Source organism: Acidiphilium sp. JA12-A1 (genome assembly GCF_000724705.2).
GTDB lineage: Bacteria > Pseudomonadota > Alphaproteobacteria > Acetobacterales > Acetobacteraceae > Acidiphilium > Acidiphilium multivorum.
In genome coordinates this window covers 14,288-32,288 of the sequence record NZ_JFHO01000030.1, presented here as the reverse complement: position 1 = coordinate 32,288, position 18,001 = coordinate 14,288, and the positions used below count along the sequence as shown (strand labels likewise).

The window sequence follows — 18,001 nt, the reverse complement described above, 5'->3', positions numbered from 1 at the left end:
GGTGGGATTTTTGCGCCGCCACACGTCCGTGGGCGGGCGATCTTCCGATGCGCGCGATCCGGGTGCTTGACGCATCCCGGCCGCCGCTATAGGGAGGTGCCCACAACGCGGGTGTAGCTCAGTTGGTTAGAGCGCCGGCCTGTCACGCCGGAGGTCGCGGGTTCGAGCCCCGTCACTCGCGCCATTGCGCTGATCGACACAGATATCCAGTGCCATCAGTCATGGAAGAACATGAGAGGATGCGCTCTTTGTCGTCCGGACCCGCATGGGGTCTCCGGCGATTTAGTCGCATCGTCTGGCACGCCGAGAGCAGGGCGGACGGTCTGCCGCCAGGTGGACAACACTGATGCGTAACGGGGGCAATCGCGATGCAGTCGGATCTGTCGGTCTACTTCCCCATCCTGGTGTTCATCGGTATCGCGGCTCTGCTCGGCGCGGCGTTCATCATCGGATCGCTCGTCGTCGCACGGCAAAATCCCTATGGCGAAAAGCTCAGCGCATATGAATGCGGTTTCGCACCGTTCAGCGACGCGAGGCGCAAGTTCGATGTGCGCTATTATCTCGTTGCGATCCTTTTCATCATTTTCGACGTCGAGATCGCGTTCCTGTTTCCCTGGGCGGTGAGCCTTTCACGAATCGGGGCGTTGGGGTTCTGGTCGATGATGGGGTTTCTGGCAATTCTGGTCGTCGGATTTATCTATGAATGGCGCAAGGGCGCGCTCGACTGGGAGTAGCCCGGACCACCGGCGCCCGACCCGGACGAAACGAGTGACAAACCGGCCGCAAGTGGCCCAAGCGGAAGGCATGACATGAACGCCGTGCAGCAACCCGACATTGCCTGGAATCGCGATCATCTGGACCCCGGCGCCGAACAGGAAGCGGTCATTCGCGGCATTACCGGCGAGATCGCCGGCAAGGGGTTCGTGGTCGCCAATCTCGACCGCCTGGTGAACTGGGCGCGAACCGGCAGCCTCTGGCCGATGACGTTCGGCCTTGCGTGCTGTGCCGTCGAGATGATCCACGCCTACATGCCGCGCTGGGATCTCGACCGATTCGGTATCATCCCCCGGAACTCCCCGCGGCAGAGCGATGTGATGATTGTCGCCGGCACGCTGACCAACAAGATGGCGCCGGCGCTGCGCAAGGTCTACGACCAGATGCCCGAGCCGCGCTGGGTCATCTCCATGGGAAGCTGCGCGAATGGCGGCGGGTACTATCACTACTCTTACTCCGTGGTGCGGGGGTGCGACCGGATCGTGCCGGTGGACATCTACGTGCCGGGCTGTCCTCCCACGGCGGAGGCGCTGGTCTATGGCATCACCCAGTTGCAGAAGAAGATCCGCCGGACGGGGACCATTTTCCGTGAGTGAAGACAACCAGACCGAAGCGCCCGCACCCGAGGCCCCGGCCGACCCGTTCGGCGACTTGCTGCGCGCCATCGACGGCGTCACTGATGTCGTGCTGGAACGCGATGAGCGGATCATTGCCGTCGACCGCGCTGCGCTGGCGGCGGTGATGCGCACCCTGCGCGACAACCCGCAATTCGCCTTCGAACAGTGCATGGATGTCTGCGGCGTCGACTGGCCGGAGCGGGCCGAGCGGTTCGACGTGGTCTATAACCTTCTGTCCGTGACCCGAAACGACCGGTTGCGCGTGATCGTCACCACGGACGAGACCGCGCCGGTGCCGAGCGTCAGCGACATCTGGCCCGGGGTGACCTGGTGGGAGCGCGAAGTGTTCGACCTGTTCGGCGTGAGCTTCGACGGGCTGGTCGATCACCGGCGGATTCTCACCGATAACGGTTTCGAGGGGCATCCGATGCGCAAGGATTTCCCGCTGACCGGCCATGTCGAACTCCGGTACGACGAGGAGCAGAAGCGCGTGGTCTACGACAAGGTTGCGTTGACGCAGGAATTCCGCAATTTCGATTTCCTCTCGCCCTGGGAGGCGATGACCACGCTCCCCGGCGACGAGAAGGCCACCCGCGGAGGGTCTGACGCATGAGCGGCGGGATGCAGAACGGCACACAGGAGACCGAGCGCCGTGTGATCGACATCAACGACCGTCATACGGTCAATGTCGGCCCGCAGCACCCGGCGACGCATGGCGTGCTGCGCCTGATCATGGAGCTTGAGGGCGAGACGGTGACGCGCGCCGATCCGCATATCGGCCTGCTGCATCGCGGCACAGAGAAGCTGATCGAATACAAGTCATACCTCCAGGCGGTGCCGTATTTCGACCGGCTCGATTACGTCAGCCCGATGTGCTGCGAGCACGCCTTCGCCCTCGCGACCGAGCGGCTGCTCGGCGTGAAGGTGCCGGAACGTGCGCAGTGGATCCGCGTGCTGTTTGCCGAGATTACCCGTATTCTCAATCATTTGCTGAACGCCGTTCACTTGGCGCTGGACATCGGCGCACAGTCTCCAAGCCTTTGGGGCTATGAGGAGCGGGAGAAACTGCTGACCTTTCACGAGGCGGTATCGGGCGCGCGCTTCCATGCGAACTATTTCCGTCCCGGCGGGGTTTCGAAGGACATGCCGACGGGTCTTGCCGAGCAGATCTGGGAATGGAGCGAGAAGTTTCCGAAATTCCTCGACGATCTGCAGAGCCTGCTGAACGAGAACCGGATTTTCCGCCAGCGCCTCGTCGATATCGGGGTGATTTCGGCGGAGGACGCGCTGGCGATGGGGTTCTCGGGTCCCAATCTGCGCGCCTCGGGGATTGCCTGGGACCTGCGGCGCGCGCAACCCTACGACAAGTACGACGAGGTGGATTTCGACATTCCCGTCGGCCGGCACGGCGATTCGTTCGACCGATATCTCGTGCGGATCCGCGAGATGGCCGAGAGCCTGAAGATCATCCGTCAGGCGCTGAAGGCGATGCCGGAAGGGCCGATCAAGGTGCAGGACCACAAGATCACGCCGCCGAAACGCGCCGAGATGAAGCGCTCGATGGAAGCGCTGATCCATCACTTCAAGCTCTATACCGAGGGCTATCATGTGCCAGCCGGCACGACCTACACCGCTGTGGAAGCTCCGAAGGGGGAATTCGGGGTCTATCTCGTTGCCGATGGCAGCAACCGGCCCTATCGGTGCAAGATCCGCGCGACCGGATTTTCCCACCTGCAGGCGATGAATCTGATGTCGAAAGGCCATCTCCTCGCCGATGCGATCGCCGTGCTCGGCTCGATCGACATTGTGTTCGGGGAAGTGGATCGCTGAAAGATGAACGACATGACGGAACCGGCTTTCAGCTTCGATGAGACGAGCGAGGCGCTGATCCCCTCGATCATCGCGAAATATCCCGAGGGCAGGCAGGCGAGTGCGGTAATGCCGCTGCTCGATCTCGCCCAGCGGCAGATGGCGCGGCAGACGGGACATGCCTGGGTGCCGCGCACGGCGATGGACGTGATTGCGGCGCGCCTCTCGATGCCGCCGATGCGGGTCTATGAAGTCGCCACATTCTACACGATGTTCCACACCAAGCCGGTGGGAAAATTCCATCTCCAGGTCTGCACCACGACGCCGTGCTGGCTGCGCGGGTCGGATGAGGTGATGTCGGCCTGCCGCAAGGCCGCCGAGGCGGATGGCGAGACGTTCAGCATCGAGGAGGTCGAGTGCCTCGGGTGCTGCGTGAACGCGCCGGTGGTGCAGGTGAATGACGACGTCTACGAGGATCTCGACGGGCCGCGCACCGAGGCGCTGCTGGAGCGGTTGCGCGCCGGCGACGTGCCGCCGGCGGGCTCGACGATCGGGCGGCAGGCCTCGGCGCCGGAAGGCGGACCGACCACGCTGTTCGGCGTCGGGGGCACCAAGCCCGTGAGCGGAGCGGAATGAGATGCTGAGCGATCGCGACCGGATCTATACCAATCTCTACGGCCTGCATGACTGGCGCCTCGCCGGCGCCCGGGCGCGCGGCGACTGGGACGGCACGAAGGACATCCTCGCCCGCGGGCGGGATGCGATCATCGAGGAAATCAAGTCCTCGGGCCTGCGCGGCCGCGGCGGCGCCGGCTTCCCGACCGGGATGAAATGGTCCTTCATGCCGAAGGAGACAGATGGACGGCCGAGCTATCTCGTCATCAACGCCGATGAGAGCGAACCCGGCACGTGCAAGGACCGCGACATCCTGCGCCACGAACCGCACAAGCTGGTGGAAGGCGCGCTGATCGCCGGATTCGCCATGGGCGCGCACCGGGCGTTCATCTATGTCCGTGGCGAATACTACAATGAATACAAGAATTTGCAGGCCGCCGTTGACGAGGCGCGCGAAGCCGGATTGCTCGGTGACGATGCTTGCGGGTCGGGCTGGGCCTTTGACATCACCGTGCATCGCGGGGCGGGCGCCTATATCTGCGGCGAGGAATCGGCGCTGATCGAGAGCATCGAGGGCAAGAAGGGCCTGCCGCGCATGAAGCCGCCCTTTCCGGCGGCGCTCGGCCTCTATGGCTGCCCGACCACTGTGAACAATGTCGAGACCATTGCAGGGGTCGCGACCATCATGCGGCGAGGGGCGGCCTGGTTTTCCGCGCTCGGCAGGCCGAAGAATTCCGGCACCAAGATCTTCTGCATTTCCGGCCATGTGAACAGGCCGTGCAATGTGGAAGAGGAACTCGGCATTCCGCTGCGCGAGTTGATCGAGAAGCATGCCGGCGGCGTGCGGGGCGGGTGGGACAACCTGCAGGCGGTGATACCCGGCGGATCGTCGGTGCACATGATTCCGAAATCGGTCTGCGACACGGTGCTGATGGATTACGACAGCCTGCGCGAGCAGCGCACCGGCCTCGGCACCGCGGCGGTGATCGTGATGGACAAGTCGACCGACCTGATCCGGGCGATCGCGCGGCTCGCGGCGTTCTACAAGCATGAGAGTTGCGGCCAGTGCACGCCCTGCCGCGAGGGCACCGGCTGGATGATGCGGATGATGTATCGCCTGGTCGAGGGGCGGGCGGAAATCGCCGATATCGACCTGCTGGAACAGGTCACGAAACAGGTGGAAGGCCATACGATCTGCCCGCTCGGCGACGCGGCGGCCTGGCCGATCCAGGGTCTGCTGCGGCATTTCCGGCCAGTGGTCGAGCAGCGGATCGCCGATTACAAGGCGCGCACGGCATCGCGCCTCGCGGCGGAATGACGGAGGGGACGATGCGGCACGAGACGATGGACGGCGCCGCGCGCGCCACGAGCGGGGTGCGGATCTGATGCCGAAAGTGACGGTGGACGGACTCGAGATCGAGGTTCCGAACGGATACACGGTGCTGCAGGCCTGCGAGGAAGCGGGCAAGGAAATCCCGCGCTTCTGCTACCATGAGCGGCTGTCGATCGCCGGCAACTGCCGCATGTGCCTCGTGGAAGTCGAGAAGATGCCGAAGCCGGTCGCCTCCTGCGGGCAGCCGGTGGGCGAGGGCATGGTCATCCATACCGACAGCGAGAAGGTCCGCGAGGCGCGGCGTGGGGTGATGGAGTTCCTGCTCATCAACCATCCGCTCGACTGCCCGATCTGCGATCAGGGCGGCGAGTGCGACCTGCAGGACGAGGCGATGGGCTATGGGCGCGACCATACCCGTTACGACGGCAACAAGCGGGCGGTGACCGACAAGTATCTCGGCCCGCTCGTCAAGACGGTGATGACGCGCTGCATTCACTGCACCCGCTGCGTCCGCTTCATGGCCGAGGTCGCCGGCGTGCCGGAACTCGGCGCGGTGCAGCGCGGCGAGCACATGGAAATCACCAACTATGTCGAGCGCGGCCTGTCGTCCGAGTTATCGGGCAATATCATCGATCTCTGCCCGGTCGGCGCGCTGACCTCGAAGCCCTATGCGTTCACCGCCCGCACCTGGGAGTTGCGCAAGACCGACAGCATCGACGTGTTCGACGCGGTCGGCACCAATATCCGCATCGATGCGCGCGGCAGCGAGGTGCTGCGCGTCCTGCCCCGGCTGAACGACGCGGTGAACGAGGAATGGCTCGCCGACAAGGGCCGTTTCTCGATCGACGGGCTAAAGCGCCGCCGGCTCGACCGGCCCTGGTTGCGTGAGGCGGGCAAGCTGCGCCCGGCGAGCTGGGACGAGGCGCTTGCCGCCATCGCCGGCCGGATCAGAGGAATCGACGGCAGCCGGATCGGCGCCATTGCCGGCAATCTCTGCGATGCGGAGAGCATGATGGCGCTGAAGGACCTGATGGGGGCGCTCGGCTCCACCAATCTTGACTGCCGGCAGGATGGCGCGGTGTTCGATGTGTCGAGCCGGGAATTCCACCGCTTCAACACGACGATCGAGGGAATCGACGAGGCCGACGCGCTGCTGATCGTCGGCGCCAATCCGCGACAGGAAGCGCCGGTCCTGAACGCACGGCTGCGGCGCCGCTGGGTCGAGACTCCCGGTTTCTTCGCCGGGCTGGTCGGCGCGCCGGCCGACCTGACCTATGAGCATGAACATCTCGGCGAGGGTGGCGATGCGCTGAAGGCGCTGCTCGATCCGGAGCATCACTTCACGAAGCGGCTGGCGGCGGCGAAACGGCCGATGCTGATCGTGGGCCCGCAGGCCTTCGCGCGGCCGGATGCCGGGGCCGTGCTCGCTTGCTGCTGGCAGATCGCGCTTCAGACCGGCATGCTGACCGCCGACTGGCACGGGTTCAACGTGCTGCACAACGCGGCGGCGCGGATGGGCGCGCTCGAACTCGGGTTCCTGCCGGGGGAGAACGGCAAGGACATCGCCGGCATGATGGGCGGTGGCGTGGATGTGCTGTGGCTGCTCGGCGCGGATGAATTCGACGTCTCGCAGATCGGCGCGGACACGTTCGTGATCTACCAGGGTCACCATGGCGACCGCGGTGCGGCGCGGGCCGACGTGATTCTTCCCGGTGCAGCCTATACCGAGAAATCCGGCACCTATGTGAATACGGAGGGCAGGGTGCAGCGCGCGCTGCGGGCGATTTTCCCGCCCGGCGAGGCGCGGGAGGACTGGGCGATCCTGCGCGCGGCGAGTGCCGCACTTGGCCAGGCGCTGCCCTATGACGATCTCGACACGTTGCGCACGCGCATGGTCGAGGCCAATCCGGTCTTCGGCGAGACGGGCGCGCTGCGCCGCATCGGCCATGCCGGGGGCGAGGCGCCGCGCGGCGATGCCGCCGCCGTGAGCGACGCGCCGTTCGGCCGCGCCTTCGCTACCTATTACCAGACCGATCCGATCAGCCGCGCGAGCCCGACCATGGCGAAATGCATCGAGGAAATCATCCTCCCGCGCCAGATGGCGGCGGAGTGAGCGCGATGGAGGCGGGTTTCTTCTCGACGGATTTCGGCATTCTCGTTCTCACCCTGCTGCGCACGCTGGCGCTGCTGGTGCCGCTGCTGATCGGTGTCGCGTATCTCACCTATGCGGAGCGCAAGGTGCTGGCGGCCATGCAACTGCGCAAGGGACCGAACGTGGTCGGCCCGTTCGGGCTGTGGCAGCCCTTCGCGGACGCGATCAAGATGCTGTTCAAGGAGACCATCATTCCCGACGGCGCCAACCGGATGCTGTTCCTGTTCGCGCCGATGATCACCTTCGGGCTCGCGATCATCGCCTGGGCGGTGATTCCGGTGAACGACCACTGGGGGATCGCGGACATCAATGTCGGACTGCTCTACCTGTTCGCGATTTCCTCGCTTGGCGTCTATGGCGTGATCATCGCGGGCTGGGCGAGCAACTCGAAATTCGCCTTTCTCGGCGCCATGCGCAGCGCGGCGCAGATGGTGAGCTACGAGGTCTCGATCGGCATCGTCATCCTCTCGGTGCTGGTCTGCGTCGGCAGTCTCAACCTGAACGACATCGTGACGGCGCAGCGGCATATCTGGTTCGCGATCCCGCTGCTGCCGATGCTGGTGGTGTTCTTCATCTCGGGCCTCGCCGAGACGAACCGCGCGCCGTTCGACCTGCCGGAAGGCGAGAGCGAGATCGTCGCCGGGTTCTTCGTCGAATACAGCGCGATGAGCTTCGCGCTGTTCTTCCTCGGCGAATACGCGAACATGATCCTGATGAGTGGGATGACGACCATCCTCTTCCTCGGCGGCTGGCTCTCGCCGATCCCGATCGCGCCGTTCACCTGGATCCCCGGACCGGTCTGGTTCCTGCTCAAGGTCATGCTGTGCCTGTTCGTTTTCCTCTGGGTGCGCGCGACGCTGCCGCGCTTCCGATACGACCAGCTGATGCAACTTGGCTGGAAGGTGTTCCTGCCGTTTTCGCTCGGCTGGCTGGTGCTGACGGCGAGCGTTCTCGAAATTTTCGGCTGGTTGCCGCATGCGTGACCGGGAGATCGGATGATGGCCAGACTTGATCGCATCGCGCACCGCTTCCTGCTGCTGGAGATTCTCTCCGGCCTGCGGCTGACCCTGCGTTATTTCTTCACGCGCAAGGCGACGCTGAACTACCCGTTCGAGAAGAACGCGATCAGCCCGCGTTTCAAGGGCGAACACGCGCTGCGCCGGTATCCGAACGGCGAGGAACGCTGCATCGCCTGCAAGCTGTGCGAGGCGATCTGCCCCGCGCAGGCGATCACGATCGAGGCGGAACCGCGCGAGGACGGCTCGCGCCGGACCACGCGCTACGACATCGACATGACAAAGTGCATCTATTGCGGCCTCTGCGAGGAAGCCTGCCCGGTCGATGCGATCGTCGAAGGACCGAACTTCGAATTCGCGACCGAGACGCGCGAGGAGCTGATGTATGACAAGGAAAGACTGCTCGCGAACGGCGACCGCTGGGAAAGCGAACTGGCCAAGCGCCTCGAACTCGACGCGCCTTACCGGTAACGCGCCATGATCGTCACGCTCGCATTCTACGTCTTCGCCGCGATCCTGCTGCTCTCGGCCTGCATGGTGATCACCGCGCGCAATCCGGTGCATTCTGTGCTGTTCCTCATCCTCGCCTTCATCAACGCGGGCGCGCTGTTCGTGCTCGCCGGCGCCGAATTCCTGGCGATGGTGCTTGTGATCGTCTATGTCGGCGCGGTTGCCGTGCTGTTCCTCTTCGTCGTGATGATGCTCGACGTCGATTTCGCGGCGCTACGCGAGGGCTTCCAGCGCTACGCGCCCCTCGGCCTGCTGATCGGGTTCATCCTGATGGTGGAAATCGGCGCCGTCGCCATCGGCTGGACCATCACCCCCGCCGCCCATCTCGCCAGCCAGGTGCCGATGCCGGCGCATCTTTCGAACACCGCGGCACTCGGCGACCTGATCTACACCCGTTACATGTTCGCCTTCGAACTGGTGGCGCTGCTGCTCCTCGTGGCGATGATCGGGGCGATCGTGCTGACCCATTCGGGCGAGCGCCGCTCGCGCCGTCAGGACATCTCGATGCAGCATCAGCGGCCGATCGACGAGACGCTGACGATGGTCAAACTCGGCATCGGCAAGGGAGCGAAGCAGATGACACAGGCAGCGCCCGCGAAACGGGAGACGATCCGATGAGCGCGGTCGGGCTCGGGCCCTATCTCGTCGTCGCCGGCCTGCTGCTGGTGATCGGGATTTTCGGGATCTTCCTCAACCGGAAGAACATCATCGTCATCATGATGTCGATCGAGCTGATCCTGCTCGCCGCCAACATCAATTTCGTCGCCTTCTCCTCGGCGCTGCACGACATGGCGGGGCAGGTCTTTACCATGTTCGTGCTCTCGGTCGCGGCGGCGGAGGCTGCGATCGGGCTGGCGATCCTGGTCGTGTATTTCCGCAACCGCGGCTCGATCGAAGTCGAAGACGTCACGCTGATGAAGGGCTGAGCCGACATGCTGCTTGCCATTGCCGTTCTCGCGCCGCTGGCCGGCGCGCTGCTCGCCGGGCTCGCGCGCCCCACCCTCGGCCGCGCTCCGGCCGTCGGGCTCAGCGTCGCCTCGCTGGTCATCGCCGCCATCGCCGCGATCGGCACGGTCTACCGCCATCTCGTGCTCGGGGCGGCGGACCATCTCATCGTGCTCGGGCAATGGATTTCGGTCGGCACCTTCGCGCCGCAATGGGCGCTGCGGATGGACACGCTGTCGCTCGTGATGGTGGGCATGGTCTGCGTGGTTTCGGCGCTGATCCATGTCTACAGCATCGGATACATGGCGGAGGACCGCACCGAGCCGCGCTTCTTCGTCTACATCTCTCTATTCACCTTCGCGATGCTGATGCTCGCCACGGCGAACAACCTGCTCCAGCTGTTCTTCGGCTGGGAAGGTGTTGGCCTGATGTCCTACCTGCTGATCGGCTACTGGTATGACCGCGCCAGCGCCAACGAGGCGGCGATCAAGGCCTTCATCGTCAACCGGGTGGGTGACCTGTTCTTCGCGGTCGGTATCGCGTTGACCTGGTATGAGTTCGGCAGCGTCAATTTCGATACGATCTTCGCCGGCGTGGCCAAGGTCGCGCCGCACGCCTACCATCTGTTCGGCACCGATATGCCGGTGCTCGAGGTGATCTCGATCCTTCTCTTCATCGGCGCGATGGGCAAGTCCGCCCAGCTGTTCCTGCACACCTGGCTGCCGGACGCGATGGAAGGCCCGACGCCGATTTCCGCCCTCATCCATGCCGCGACGATGGTGACCGCCGGCGTGTTCATGACCGCGCGGATGTCCCCGGTCATCGACGCGGCTCCCGTTGCCCTGGCGCTGATCACGGTAATCGGCGGCTTCACCGCCTTCTTCGCGGCAACGATCGGCTGCGTGCAGAACGACATCAAGCGCATCATCGCGTACTCGACCTGCTCGCAACTCGGCTACATGTTCCTCGCGGTCGGCGTGGGGGCGGCGCCGATCGGCATCTTCCACCTGATCAACCATGCCTTCTTCAAGGCGCTGCTGTTCCTCGGCGCCGGTTCGGTGATCCACGCGCTGGCCGACGAGCAGGATGTGCGCAAGATGGGCGGCCTGTGGCGCAAGCTGCCGGTCACCTATGTCACGATGTGGGCGGGAAGCCTGGCGCTGGTCGCGATCCCGCCGTTCTCGGGTTACTTCTCGAAGGATGCGATCCTGTCGGCCGCCTTTGCCGCACAGTCGCACACGGCGGTGTTCGGCTGGCTCTGTGGCACGCTCGGCGCCGGTCTGACCGCCTTCTACACGGTGCGGTTGATGCTGCTCACCTTCCACGGCAAGCCGCGCGCCTCCAGCGAAACGCTGGCCCACGCGCATGAAAGCCCGCTGGTGATGCTGTTGCCGCTGGTCGTGCTGGCCATCGGGGCGCTGACGACCGGCTTCCTGCTCGGGCCGACCTTCATCGGGGCACATTTCGCGAATTTCTGGGGGGCCAGCATCGCCTTGCCGCATGGTGGCGCGGTGATGGCGGCGCGCAACACGATTCCGGCCTGGGCGGAGAAGATGCCGCTGCTGCTGGCGATTGCCGGGATCGGCATCGCCTACTGGTTCTACGAGCTCGCTCCGGCGCTGCCGGCGCGGCTGGCCGAGGCCTGGCCCGGGCTCCACGCGTTCCTGCTCAACAAATGGTATTTCGACGAGTTGTATGACGCGATCTTCGTCCGCCCGGCGCTGCGCATCGCGCGCGCCATCTGGCGGATCGGCGATGAGGAGATGATCGACGGCGTGCCGGAAGGCCTGGCGCGGCTGACCGGCGATGCCTCCGGCGTTGCCAGCCGGCTACAGAGCGGATCGATCGCGGTTTACGGGTTCGTCATGCTGGTCGGGTTGATGGTGCTGGTGACCGTTTTCTTGGTCGCGCGGTGAGGGGGAGCGGCACATGAATTTCCATCTTCTCTCGCTGATGACCTGGCTGCCGCTCGCCGGCGCCGTGCTGATGTATTTCACCAGCGACTCGGCCAACCCGGCCACCGCCCGCAATGCGCGCTGGATCGCGCTGTGGACCAGCCTGCTCGTGCTCGTGCTCGCGGTGGTGATGGTCGTCGGCTTCAATCCGTCAGTGCATGGGTTCCAGTTCGTCGACTCTGCCGAATGGATCCCGGCCTACGGCATCGGCTACCGGATGGGCGTTGACGGCATCAGCCTGTTCTTCGTCGCCCTCAGCGCGCTGCTGACGCCGGTCGCTGTATTGGCGAGCTGGCGCGAGAGCCGGCGCGTGCGCGACTACATGGCCGCCTTCCTGCTGCTCGAGACCATGACGATCGGCATGTTCTCGGCCCTCGATTTCCTGCTGTTCTACATCTTCTTCGAGGGCGTGCTGATCCCGATGTATCTCATCATCGGCGTCTGGGGCGGGGAGCGGCGGATTCATGCCGCGGTGAAGTTCTTCCTCTTCACCCTCGCGGGCTCGCTGCCGATGCTGCTCGCCCTGGTCTGGATGTGGCACCACGCCGGCACGACCGACATGGTGCAGCTCATGCACACCGCGATCGCCCCGACCACGCAGGACTGGCTGTTCGTCGCCTTCCTGCTCTCCTTCGGCGTGAAGGCGGCGGTCTGGCCGATGCATACGTGGCTGCCCGACGCCTATGGCGAGGCGCCGCTGCCCGGCACGATCATGCTGGCCGCGGTGCTCTCGAAAATGGGGGCCTACGGTTTCCTGCGCTTCTCGCTGCCGATGCTGCCGCAGGCAACGGCCTATTTCGAGCCGTTCATGTTCGCGCTCGGTATCATCGGCATCGTCTACATTTCCTTCGCCGCCTTGGCGCAGACCGACATCAAGCGCATGATCGCCTATTCGTCGGTCGCGCATATGGGGCTGATCGTGGTCGGCATCTTCACCGTCACCGTCGCCGGAATCGAGGGCGCGCTGTTCCAGATGGTGTCGCACGGGCTCGTCATTGCCGCATTGTTCCTCTGTGTCGGCATCCTGCTGGCGCGCGGCCATTCGCTGCGGCTCGACCAGCTTGGCGGTCTGGCCTCGCGCATGCCGGTCTACGCCACCTTCCTGATGCTGTTCGTGATGGCGAATGTCGGCCTGCCCGGCACATCCGGCTTCGTCGGCGAGATCCTGGTCATGATCGGCGCGATCCAGGCGAATTTCTGGGTCGCCCTGCTTGTCGGCTCCGGCATGATCCTGAGCGTTATGTACATGCTGGTGATGATCCGCCGCGTGCTGTTCGACAAGGCGCGCAGCGTCGCCAACGCGGTGATGGCCGATATCGGGCCGCGCGAATGGCTCATGTTGGCGCCGCTGGCGGTGCTGGTCATCGTGCTCGGCTTCGTGCCCGGCGGCCTGACCCATATCTTTGACGGCGCGGTGCAGGACCTTGTCCATGCGCATGTCGCCGCCCTGTCGTCCGGCGCGCATGCCCGGCTGGCCATGATCAAGCAGTGAGCGAGGCAATGTCAACGTTCTATACCGTGCTGCCCATCCTGTTCCTCGCCATCGCGGGGATGATCATGCTGATGTCCGGCGTCTTCACCGACCGCGACCACAGTTTCGCGATCACCGCAGCATCGATCGTGGTGCTCGCGATTGCCGCCCGGCTGCTGGTCGCGGCGCCTGGCGGGACGATCTTTCACGGTCTCTACCAGACCAATGATTTCACCCGCTTCGCCGACGTGCTGGTGGCGCTGGGGGCGATCGGCGCACTCGCGCTCTCGGTCACGTTCAACCGCAATATCGGCATCACCCGCTTCGAGTTTCCGGTGCTCGTCCTCTTCGCGGTGACGGGCATGGTGGTTCTGGTCTCGGCGAGCGACCTGATCACGCTTTACATCGGCTTCGAGATCCAGTCGCTTGCGCTCTACGTGCTGGCGGCCTTCGCGCGGCACAATCTGCGCTCCTCGGAAGCGGGGCTGAAATATTTCGTGCTGGGCGCGCTGTCGTCTGGGCTGCTGCTCTACGGAATCTCGCTGGTCTACGGCTTCGCCGGAACCACGAATTTCGCCGGGATCGCCCACGCGCTCGCCGGCCATCCGACTGCGGCGGTGGGCTCGACGATCGGCCTCGTCTTCGTTCTCGTCGGCCTCGCCTTCAAGATTTCCGCTGCACCGTTCCATATGTGGACGCCCGACGTCTATGAGGGTGCGCCGACCTCGGTGACGGCCTTCTTCGCCACCGCGCCGAAAATTGCCGTCTTTGCGCTGCTGCTGCGGGTGATGCTGGGGCCGTTCGGGCCCGTGCTCGGGCAGTGGCGCGACCTCGTGCAGATCATCGCCGCGGCTTCGATGGTGATCGGCGCCATCGGCGCGATCCGGCAGACCAGCATCAAGCGCCTGATGGGCTATTCCTCGATCGGCCACATGGGTTACGCGCTGATGGGCCTTGCCGCCGGCACCGCCGCCGGGGTCAGCGGCGCGTTGATCTATCTCGCCATCTATCTCGTGATGTCGCTCGGCACCTTCGGGTGCATCATCGCGATGAGCCGTGGCCGCCAGCCGGTCGAGCGCATCGCCGATCTCGCCGGCATGGCCTCGGACGATCCGCGTTTTGCCTTCGTGCTCGCGGTCATGATGTGGTCGATGGCCGGCATTCCGCCGCTCGCGGGCTTTTTCGGCAAATTCTATGTCTTTGCCGCCGCGATCAATGCGGGGCTCGGCCCGCTCGCCGTGCTCGGCATCATCACCAGCGTGATCGCGGCCTTCTATTATCTGCGCGTCATCAAGGTGATGTATTTCGACGCCGGCGAACCGGGGCTCGACCGGCGCAGCGCCGGCGTCAGCCTGGTGATGGGGGCGGCCGCAGCGTTCACGGTGCTGTTCGTCTTCCATCCGTCGACGCTGACGACCCTGTCGACCATGGCGGCCCACGCGCTGATGACGAGCCAGGGATTTTGACAGCCGACCGCGCGCCCTGGCGGATCGAACACTACGACACGCTTGGCTCGACCTCGGATTTCTGCGCAAGACGCGCGGCTGAGGGAGAGCCCGAGCGGCTGATGGTCGTCGCGGCGCGGCAGACCGCGGGGCGAGGGCGCGCGGGACGGGCCTGGGAGTCGCCGGCAGGCAATTTCTGCGGCTCCGCCCTGCTGCGCCCGCGCGTTCCGGCGGGGCAGGGAGGATGGTTCGCGCTGCTCGCCGGCCTCGCGCTGATCGAGGTGCTCGATCCCGCGCTGCCGGCACCCGGCGCAGTCATGCTCAAATGGCCGAACGACCTGATGGCGGGCGCCGCCAAGCTCGCCGGCATCCTGCTGGATGCGACAATCGAAAACGGGATGATTACCGCGATGATCGTCGGCGTCGGCGTCAATCTGGCCGAGGCGCCGCCGGTGCCGGGTCGGGTAACGACGAGCCTTGCCGCGCTGGGTGGCGCGATGACGCCGGAGGCGCTGGCGCCGGCATTCTGCGCGCGGCTCGACCACTGGCTCGACGTTCTGGCGTCGGGCGCCGCGCCGCTGCGCGCCGCCTGGATGCGTCGGGCGCACCCCGAAGGCACGGCGATCACCGTCGATGGCGGGCGGCGTTCGGGCATCTATGCCGGGCTCGACGATGACGGCGCGCTGCTCCTCCGTGAAGGCGACCGGGTCACCGCATTGCGCGGCGGTGACGTCGCCCTGATCTGATCGCGCAGCAGGGCCTTGGGCATGAAACTGGTCATCGACGCGGGCAACACCAACATCGTCTTCGCGGTGCATGACGGGTCGCGCTGGCGCGGTACCTGGCGCATCGCGACCGACGCGCAGCGCACGTCCGACGAATATGGCGTCTGGCTCACCGTCCTGCTTGACCGGGCCGGAATTGCCGCCGGGGGGATCGATGGCGCGGTGATCGGCACCGTGGTGCCGGCCGCGCTCTACCATCTGCGCCGGCTCTGCCGCGACTGGTTCAGCCTGGAGCCGCTGATCGCGCGTGCCGAACTCGACTGGGGCTTTGCGATCGAGATGGACAATCCGGCCGAAATCGGTGCGGATCGCCTTCTCAACGCGTTGGCTGCCCATCATGGCTACGGTGGCCCGCTCATCGTGATCGATTTCGGCACCGCGACGACGTTCGACGTGGTGAACGGCGACGGCGCCTATGTCGGCGGCGTGATCGCGCCGGGGATCAATCTCTCGGTCGAGGCGCTGCACCAGGCCGCGGCTCGCCTGCCGCGAATCGGCATCGGCCGGCCGCAGCTTGTGATCGGCAAGTCGACTATTCCCGCCATGCGCTCGGGCATCTATTGGGGATATGTGGGGCTGGTCGAGGGACTCATCGCGCGGATCGAGGCGGATTTCGGGGCGCCGATGAAAACGATCGCAACCGGGGGGCTTGCGCCGCTGATCGCCGAGGGCACGTCCCGGATCGAACACACCGACCCCGACCTCACGCTCGAGGGGCTGCGCCTGCTGGCCCTGCGCAACCCGGCCCCCGTGCTGCGCCCGCGCGAGGCCGAACACGAATGAACGAGAACGAAGCGACTGAAAACAAGGTGACTTCATGAACGAGATCAGCAAGGGGCTGAGTTTCACCCCGCTCGGCGGCACCGGCGAGATCGGCATGAACCTGAACGTCTACGGGCTGGATGGTGATCTGCTGGTGGTCGATTGCGGCATGGGCTTCGCCGGACCAGAGGCGCCCGAAGCGGAGTTGCTGGTGCCCGACCCGGCGTTTCTGGCTGCCAACCGGGACCGCATCGCCGGCCTGGTTATCACCCATGCGCACGAAGACCATATCGGCGGCATTGCGCGGATCTGGGACGCGCTGCGCTGCCCGGTCTACGCAACGCCCTTCGCCGCGGCGCTGATCCGCTACCGGCTCGGCGAGGCCGGGCTGCTGCGCAGCGTGCGCATCACCGAAATCCAGCCTGGCGCGGCCTTCGAGGTTGGCCCCTTTGCGCTGCGCTATATCCGCATGTCGCACTCAACGCCGGAGTCGCAGGCACTCGTCCTCACCACGAAATACGGCACCGTGCTGCATACGGGTGACTGGAAACTCGATCCGGAGCCGCTGATCGGCCCACCGACCGACGAGGCGGCGCTCGAGGCGCTGGGCGATGCGGGCGTGCTGGCGATGATCTGCGATTCGACCAATGCGCTGGTCGAGGGACATTCCGGCTCGGAAGCGACCGTGCGACGCAGCCTGACGAGCCTGATCGCGGGGCTGCGCGGTCGCATCGTCGTCACCTGTTTCGCGAGCAACATCGCCCGGATCGATACGGTGGTGAAGGCCGCCGCCGCCGCCGGCCGGCATGTCGCGCTGGTGGGACGCAGCCTCGGCAAATATGTCGAGGCGGCGCAGGAAGCGGGCTATCTCGCCGACCTGCCGGATTTCGTTCCCGAGGACGAGGTCGGCGCCATTCCGGATGACAGCCTGCTGATCCTCGCCACCGGCAGCCAGGGCGAGAAGCGCTCGGCGCTGGCGCGGATCGCCGCCGATACGCATCGCAACGTCGCGCTGGGCGAGGGCGATACCGTGATCTTCTCCGCCCGCGTGATCCCCGGCAACGAACGGGCGATCGGCGCGGTGCAGGACGAGTTGGTCCGCGCCGGCGTGAACGTGATGACCGACGACGATCACATGGTGCATGTCTCCGGCCATCCGGCCCGCGACGAACTGCGCCGGCTCTACCGTCTGGTCCGTCCGAAATATCTGGTGCCGACCCATGGCGAATGGCGCCACATGGCGGCGCAGGCCGATCTGGCCGAGGCGGCCGGCATCAGCACGCTCCTTCTGGAGGATGGCGATGTGCTGCGCCTCGCGCCCGAACCGCCGCAGGTGGTCGACAGCGTTCCGGTCGGCCGGCTCGCGGTGGACGGAGACCGGCTGGTTCCGATGCAGGGCGGCGTAATGGCCGCGCGACGGCGGATGATGCTCAACGGCGTCGTGGTTGCCAGCATCGCGGTCGACCGCGCCGGCAAGGTGAAGGGCGGGGCGCAGATCGCCGCGCCAGGCCTGTTCGAAGCCGATGATCATGCGCTCGGCGCGCTGGCCGAAGACTTTGTCGCAACCTTCGAGGACCTGCCGGCCAACCTGCGGACCGACCGGAATGCGGTGAAGGAGGCAGCGCAAACGGCCCTGCGCCGCGCGCTCGGGCGGCGTTTCGGCAAACGGCCGATGGTCGAGGTGCATGTCCTGCACATATGATGGTTATTTTATAGTCAAATGTTCTTTTTCATTTCGATACAGATGAAAACTTTAGCAATATATGTCCAAATCCGTCATTTTCTTGTGCATAGGCGCGTGAATTCGCTTTA

At 65.4% G+C, this 18,001-nt stretch carries 17 protein-coding genes and 1 tRNA gene; all 18 read left to right on the top strand.

The genetic code is table 11. From position 1 onward, the window contains the following. Nucleotides 1-107 precede the first annotated feature (107 nt). The 18 genes from RT91_RS05680 to RT91_RS05595 all read left to right on the top strand — a co-directional run bounded on the left by RT91_RS05680 (nt 108) and on the right by RT91_RS05595 (nt 17,891). Nucleotides 108-184, top strand: a tRNA-Asp gene (locus tag RT91_RS05680). Nucleotides 185-368: 184 nt separating this feature from the next. Next, nucleotides 369-734 carry an NADH-quinone oxidoreductase subunit A gene (locus tag RT91_RS05675; RefSeq protein WP_007422415.1) on the top strand — a complete coding sequence of 122 codons (366 nt, stop codon included), beginning with the start codon at nt 369-371 and terminating at the stop codon, nt 732-734. 75 nt (nt 735-809) lie between these two features. Next, nucleotides 810-1,370 carry an NADH-quinone oxidoreductase subunit B family protein gene (locus RT91_RS05670; protein WP_007422414.1) on the top strand — a complete coding sequence of 187 codons (561 nt, stop codon included), beginning with the start codon at nt 810-812 and terminating at the stop codon, nt 1,368-1,370. Further along, nucleotides 1,363-2,004: an NADH-quinone oxidoreductase subunit C gene (locus RT91_RS05665; protein ID WP_007422413.1), complete on the top strand. Its 642-nt coding sequence runs from the start codon at nt 1,363-1,365 to the stop codon at nt 2,002-2,004. Before RT91_RS05670 ends, RT91_RS05665 begins: the two co-directional genes overlap by 8 nt. After that, on the top strand, nt 2,001-3,221 hold the full coding sequence (locus tag RT91_RS05660) for an NADH-quinone oxidoreductase subunit D (protein WP_011941872.1): 1,221 nt from the start codon (nt 2,001-2,003) through the stop codon (nt 3,219-3,221). The genes RT91_RS05665 and RT91_RS05660 overlap by 4 nt, the downstream gene beginning before the upstream one ends. Nucleotides 3,222-3,224: 3 nt before the next feature. Continuing rightward, nucleotides 3,225-3,836, top strand: coding sequence for an NAD(P)H-dependent oxidoreductase subunit E (locus RT91_RS05655; RefSeq protein WP_007422411.1), 612 nt, complete (start codon nt 3,225-3,227; stop codon nt 3,834-3,836). A 1-nt stretch (nt 3,837) separates the two neighbouring features. Continuing rightward, on the top strand, nt 3,838-5,133 hold the full coding sequence (gene nuoF / locus RT91_RS05650; RefSeq protein WP_007422410.1) for an NADH-quinone oxidoreductase subunit NuoF: 1,296 nt from the start codon (nt 3,838-3,840) through the stop codon (nt 5,131-5,133). Between the two features lie 67 nt (nt 5,134-5,200). Then, nucleotides 5,201-7,261: an NADH-quinone oxidoreductase subunit NuoG gene (gene nuoG, locus RT91_RS05645; protein WP_035186142.1), complete on the top strand. Its 2,061-nt coding sequence runs from the start codon at nt 5,201-5,203 to the stop codon at nt 7,259-7,261. Between the two features lie 5 nt (nt 7,262-7,266). Continuing rightward, entirely contained in the window at nt 7,267-8,283 is a 1,017-nt protein-coding gene (gene nuoH / locus RT91_RS05640; RefSeq protein WP_007422408.1) for an NADH-quinone oxidoreductase subunit NuoH, read from the top strand. A gap of 15 nt (nt 8,284-8,298) precedes the next feature. Then, nucleotides 8,299-8,787, top strand: coding sequence for an NADH-quinone oxidoreductase subunit NuoI (nuoI, locus tag RT91_RS05635; RefSeq protein WP_035186180.1), 489 nt, complete (start codon nt 8,299-8,301; stop codon nt 8,785-8,787). Between the two features lie 6 nt (nt 8,788-8,793). Beyond that, a complete protein-coding gene (locus RT91_RS05630) occupies nt 8,794-9,444 on the top strand; it encodes an NADH-quinone oxidoreductase subunit J (protein WP_007422406.1) in 651 nt (216 codons plus the stop codon). Then, entirely contained in the window at nt 9,441-9,752 is a 312-nt protein-coding gene (nuoK, locus tag RT91_RS22295; RefSeq protein ID WP_011941875.1) for an NADH-quinone oxidoreductase subunit NuoK, read from the top strand. Before RT91_RS05630 ends, nuoK begins: the two co-directional genes overlap by 4 nt. 6 nt (nt 9,753-9,758) lie before the next feature. Next, nucleotides 9,759-11,687, top strand: coding sequence for an NADH-quinone oxidoreductase subunit L (gene nuoL, locus RT91_RS05620; RefSeq protein ID WP_035186141.1), 1,929 nt, complete (start codon nt 9,759-9,761; stop codon nt 11,685-11,687). Nucleotides 11,688-11,700: 13 nt separating this feature from the next. After that, complete coding sequence (locus RT91_RS05615) at nt 11,701-13,218, top strand: NADH-quinone oxidoreductase subunit M (RefSeq protein WP_035186139.1); 1,518 nt, start codon at nt 11,701-11,703, stop codon at nt 13,216-13,218. An 8-nt stretch (nt 13,219-13,226) separates the two neighbouring features. Beyond that, the gene (gene nuoN / locus RT91_RS05610; protein WP_011941877.1) at nt 13,227-14,663 is read left to right on the top strand and encodes an NADH-quinone oxidoreductase subunit NuoN; all 1,437 of its coding nucleotides are present in this window, start codon (nt 13,227-13,229) and stop codon (nt 14,661-14,663) included. After that, complete coding sequence (locus RT91_RS05605) at nt 14,660-15,388, top strand: biotin--[acetyl-CoA-carboxylase] ligase (protein WP_011941878.1); 729 nt, start codon at nt 14,660-14,662, stop codon at nt 15,386-15,388. Before nuoN ends, RT91_RS05605 begins: the two co-directional genes overlap by 4 nt. Nucleotides 15,389-15,409: 21 nt before the next feature. Further along, nucleotides 15,410-16,210 (top strand): type III pantothenate kinase, encoded by an 801-nt coding sequence (locus RT91_RS05600; protein WP_035186136.1) that lies wholly within the window; start codon nt 15,410-15,412, stop codon nt 16,208-16,210. Nucleotides 16,211-16,244: 34 nt separating this feature from the next. Next, nucleotides 16,245-17,891: a ribonuclease J gene (locus RT91_RS05595; protein WP_007422399.1), complete on the top strand. Its 1,647-nt coding sequence runs from the start codon at nt 16,245-16,247 to the stop codon at nt 17,889-17,891. Nucleotides 17,892-18,001: the final 110 nt, after the last annotated feature.

Bases quoted from the DNA above. Each gene is read 5' to 3' on its own strand.
- RT91_RS05600 (WP_035186136.1), top strand. From the start codon at position 15,410: ATGAAACTGGTCATCGACGCGGGCAACACCAACATCGTCTTCGCGGTG.
- RT91_RS05670 (WP_007422414.1), top strand. From the start codon at position 810: ATGAACGCCGTGCAGCAACCCGACATTGCCTGGAATCGCGATCATCTG.
- RT91_RS05660 (WP_011941872.1), top strand. From the start codon at position 2,001: ATGAGCGGCGGGATGCAGAACGGCACACAGGAGACCGAGCGCCGTGTG.
- nuoG (WP_035186142.1), top strand. From the start codon at position 5,201: ATGCCGAAAGTGACGGTGGACGGACTCGAGATCGAGGTTCCGAACGGA.
- nuoF (WP_007422410.1), top strand. From the start codon at position 3,838: ATGCTGAGCGATCGCGACCGGATCTATACCAATCTCTACGGCCTGCAT.
- RT91_RS05675 (WP_007422415.1), top strand. From the start codon at position 369: ATGCAGTCGGATCTGTCGGTCTACTTCCCCATCCTGGTGTTCATCGGT.
- nuoN (WP_011941877.1), top strand. From the start codon at position 13,227: ATGTCAACGTTCTATACCGTGCTGCCCATCCTGTTCCTCGCCATCGCG.
- nuoK (WP_011941875.1), top strand. From the start codon at position 9,441: ATGAGCGCGGTCGGGCTCGGGCCCTATCTCGTCGTCGCCGGCCTGCTG.
- nuoL (WP_035186141.1), top strand. From the start codon at position 9,759: ATGCTGCTTGCCATTGCCGTTCTCGCGCCGCTGGCCGGCGCGCTGCTC.
- RT91_RS05595 (WP_007422399.1), top strand. From the start codon at position 16,245: ATGAACGAGATCAGCAAGGGGCTGAGTTTCACCCCGCTCGGCGGCACC.
- RT91_RS05630 (WP_007422406.1), top strand. From the start codon at position 8,794: ATGATCGTCACGCTCGCATTCTACGTCTTCGCCGCGATCCTGCTGCTC.
- RT91_RS05615 (WP_035186139.1), top strand. From the start codon at position 11,701: ATGAATTTCCATCTTCTCTCGCTGATGACCTGGCTGCCGCTCGCCGGC.
- nuoI (WP_035186180.1), top strand. From the start codon at position 8,299: ATGGCCAGACTTGATCGCATCGCGCACCGCTTCCTGCTGCTGGAGATT.
- RT91_RS05655 (WP_007422411.1), top strand. From the start codon at position 3,225: ATGAACGACATGACGGAACCGGCTTTCAGCTTCGATGAGACGAGCGAG.
- nuoH (WP_007422408.1), top strand. From the start codon at position 7,267: ATGGAGGCGGGTTTCTTCTCGACGGATTTCGGCATTCTCGTTCTCACC.